The sequence below is a fragment of the Ramlibacter sp. genome (assembly GCF_035554825.1).
Lineage (GTDB): Bacteria > Pseudomonadota > Gammaproteobacteria > Burkholderiales > Burkholderiaceae_C > Ramlibacter.
This window is the reverse complement of record NZ_DATMHS010000154.1, coordinates 1-3,743: the sequence shown is the minus strand read 5'-3', so window position 1 is coordinate 3,743 and position 3,743 is coordinate 1. Positions and strand designations below refer to the sequence as shown.

Sequence of the window (3,743 nt, the reverse complement as noted above, 5' to 3'; positions counted from 1 at the left end):
AATTCGGGGATTGGTTTGTTGACAACGATCGCCATGGGATTGTTTCTCGTGTAGCAGGGTTGGTCGTTGCGACTCGGGGCGCCGCGCTCGGCCCGTTGCAACCCGTGATTTTACCCCGAATCGCCCTTCGGCGACGGCGGTCTCAGGTGGGGCTTTCCAGCAGAAGGGCCACTGCCACATCCCGCCCTTCCTGGGCCAGGATGTTGTAGGTGCGGCAGGCCGCCGCCGTGTCCATCGTCTCCAGGCCGATGCGCCGCTCCATCAGCGGCTGCAGCCACGCGGGCCGCGGAAAGCGGATGCGTGGACCGCTGCCGAAGATCACCACTTCGACCTGCAGTTGCGCCAGCTGCGTGAAGTCTTCCGCGCGCAGGTCCTCGAACCGCCCGGACGGGGCCCACGCGATCTGGTCGCCGCGCGAGCTGATGATGACGCTGTGGCTGATCTTGCGGCCGCCCACGCCGACCCAGCCGGGGCCATAGGCGCTGATCGTTTGGGCGTCGGATCGATCGGGTTGCAGCTTCATCGTGCGGGCTTCCGGTTCAATGCTGCGCTGCGGGAGACGGCAGCAGAACTGTGGTCAAATTATAGGTTTTCACCTGCGCACACCGGTCCGGAGGGGCTTTGAAAACCATCCAGAAGTCAGCCAAGCTGGCGAATGTCCTGTACGACATCCGCGGACCGATCATGGACGCGGCGCGGCAGATGGAGGAAGAGGGCCACAAGGTCATCAAGCTGAACATCGGCAACCTCGCCGTGTTCGGCTTCGACGCCCCGGAGGAGATCCAGCAGGACATGGCCCGCAACCTGCCGAACTCGGCCGGTTACTCCGACAGCAAGGGCATCTTCGCCGCGCGCAAGGCGGTGATGCACTACACCCAGCAGCAAGGCGTCAAGGGCGTGGTCCTCGACGACGTGTACCTGGGCAACGGCGCCAGCGAGCTGATCGCGATGGCGACCAACGCGCTCCTGGACAACGGCGACGAGCTGCTGCTGCCGATGCCCGACTACCCCCTGTGGACCGCGGCGACCTCGCTGTCGGGCGGCACGCCGGTGCACTATCGCTGCGACGAGGCCGACAGCTGGATGCCCGACCTGGACGACATCCGCCGCAAGATCACGCCGGCCACCAAGGGCATCGTCGTCATCAACCCGAACAATCCGACCGGCGCGCTGTACTCCGACGCGCTGCTGCGCGGCATCGTCGAGATCGCGCGCGAGCACGGCCTGGTGATCCTGGCCGACGAGGTCTACGACAAGGTGCTGTACGAAGGGGCGCGCCACACGGCGATCGCCAGCCTGTCCGAGGACGTTCTGACGCTCACGTTCAACTCCCTGTCCAAGAGCTACCGCTCCTGCGGCTACCGCGCCGGCTGGATGGTCGTGTCCGGCGACAAGCGGTCCGCCGGCGACTACATCGAGGGCCTGAACATGCTCTCGAACATGCGGCTGTGCGCCAACGTGCCGGGGCAGTGGGCGATCCAGACCGCGCTGGGCGGCTACCAGAGCATCAACGAGCTGGTCGGCGACAGCGGCCGGCTGCGCCGCCAGCGCGACCTGGCGTACGACCTCATCACCGCGATCCCCGGCGTGAGCTGCGTCAAGCCGTCGGCGGCGCTGTACATGTTCCCCCGGCTCGACCCGAAGCTCTACCCGATCGCCGACGACCGCCAGTTCTTTCTCGAACTGCTGCAGGAAACGCGGGTGATGCTGGTGCAGGGCACCGGTTTCAACTGGCCGGATCCCGACCACTTCCGCATCGTGTTCCTGCCGCACGAGGACGACCTGCGCGAGGCCGTCGGCCGCATCGCGCGGTTCCTCGAAAGCTATCGCAAGCGCCACTCCACATGAAACCCATCCAAGCAGGCCTGCTGGGCATAGGCACCGTCGGCAGCGGCGTGTTCCACGTCCTGCAGCGCAACCAGGAAGAGATCCGCCGCCGCGCCGGCCGCGGGATCGAGATCACCATGGTCGCCGACCTCGACACGGCGCGCGCGCAATCGGTCGTCGGCGCCGGCGTCAAGGTCGTGAGCGACGCCCGCGCCGTGATCGCCAATCCCGACATCGACATCGTCATCGAGCTGATCGGCGGCTACAAGATCGCCCGCGAGCTGGTGATGGAAGCCATCGCCGCGGGCAAGCACGTGGTTACCGCCAACAAGGCGCTGCTGGCCGTGCACGGCACCGAGATCTTCGAGGCCGCGCACCGGCGCGGCGTGATGGTGGCGTTCGAGGCGGCCGTCGCCGGCGGCATCCCGATCATCAAGGCGCTGCGCGAGGGCCTGACCGCCAACACCATCGAGTGGATCGTCGGGATCATCAACGGCACCACCAACTTCATCCTGTCCGAGATGCGCGACAAGGGGCTCGATTTCGACGTCGCGCTCAAGGAAGCGCAGCGCCTGGGCTATGCCGAAGCCGATCCGACCTTCGACATCGAGGGCATCGACGCCGCGCACAAGGCCACCATCATGTCGGCGATCGCCTTCGGCATCCCGGTGCAGTTCGACAAGGCCTACGTGGAAGGCATCACCAAGCTGCAGGCGACCGACATCCGCTATGCGGAACAGCTCGGCTATCGCATCAAGCTGCTTGGCATCGCCAAGCGCACCCAGGTCAACGGCAGCGAAGGAATCGAATTGCGCGTGCATCCGACCTTGATCCCGGCCAAGCGCCTGATCGCCAATGTCGAAGGCGCGATGAACGCGGTGCTGGTGCAGGGCGATGCGGTCGGTGCGACGCTTTATTACGGCAAGGGCGCCGGCTCCGAGCCGACCGCGTCTGCCGTGATCGCCGACCTGGTCGACATCACCCGCCTGGCGACCGCCGATCCGGAACACCGCGTGCCGCATCTCGCGTTCCAGCCGGACGCAATGACCGACACGCCGATCCTGCCGATGTCGGAAGTGACGACCAGCTATTACCTGCGCATGCAGGTGGCGGACCAGCCCGGCGTGCTGGCCGATATCACGCGCATCCTGGCGGATTCGACGATTTCGATCGACGCCATGCTGCAGAAGGAGCCGGCCGAGGGGGAGACCCGCGCCGACATCATCATCCTGACGCACCAGACGAAGGAAAAGAACATCGTGGCGGCGATCGAAAAGATCGAGGCGCTCTCTACCGTCGTCGGTGCAGTGACCAAGATCCGCCTTGAACAGCTAAGCTGATTCCATTTCAACGCAAGTCGCGCGGCCCGGAACATCGCGTTCCGGGCCGTTTTATTTTGCCTATCGGTGGATGACGACCAACAAGGCTTTCGCCTCGGTCTTGCCGACATTGCGGATCGCGTGGCTCTTGTCAGCCAGATAACGCGCGGTCCCGCCCGCCTTCAGCTTTTTCTTCGTGCCGTCCACTTCGACTTCCAGCGCGCCATGCAGCAGCGTCAGGTATTCCGACGTGCCCGGGTCGTGCGGATTGGACACCAGCGCGCCGTCCGGCACCAGCGTCAGTTCATACCATTCGTATTTCCCCGCCAATTCCATCGGTCCCAGGATGCGTAATACATAGCCGGCATGGCTGCCCGGCAGGGTTGGCGTCTCATGCGGCTCCAGGATGTGGATCGCTTCGACTTCCTGCGCTTCGCTCGACAGCAGTTCTTCTATGCCAACTCCCAACGCGTTCGCCAGGCGCCAGGCGACCGCGATGGTCGGATTCGCCTTTTCCCGCTCGATCTGCGACAGCATGGATTTCGACACGCCGGCCGCGCGCGACAGGTCGTCCAGCGTGAGGCCGCGCTTGAGGCG

Annotated in this window: 4 protein-coding genes; 2 read left to right on the top strand and 2 right to left on the bottom strand. The window is 65.3% G+C overall.

Annotated features, from left to right (window positions below; translation table 11 throughout):
- Window positions 1-142 precede the first annotated feature (142 nt).
- Entirely contained in the window at window positions 143-523 is a 381-nt protein-coding gene (locus VNT59_RS19470; protein ID WP_325501201.1) for an Mth938-like domain-containing protein, read from the bottom strand.
- Window positions 524-621: 98 nt separating this feature from the next.
- Here VNT59_RS19470 and VNT59_RS19465 point away from each other — a divergent pair, with 98 nt between their 5' ends.
- Both VNT59_RS19465 and VNT59_RS19460 read left to right on the top strand, forming a co-directional pair.
- Entirely contained in the window at window positions 622-1,848 is a 1,227-nt protein-coding gene (locus tag VNT59_RS19465; RefSeq protein ID WP_325501200.1) for a pyridoxal phosphate-dependent aminotransferase, read from the top strand.
- Window positions 1,845-3,167, top strand: coding sequence for a homoserine dehydrogenase (locus VNT59_RS19460; protein WP_325501198.1), 1,323 nt, complete (start codon window positions 1,845-1,847; stop codon window positions 3,165-3,167). The genes VNT59_RS19465 and VNT59_RS19460 overlap by 4 nt, the downstream gene beginning before the upstream one ends.
- Before the next feature lie 60 nt (window positions 3,168-3,227).
- On the opposite strand, the gene VNT59_RS19455 is transcribed toward VNT59_RS19460, so the two are convergent.
- Window positions 3,228-3,743 (bottom strand): XRE family transcriptional regulator (locus VNT59_RS19455; protein ID WP_325501196.1); only part of this gene is annotated, 516 nt, incomplete at its 5' end.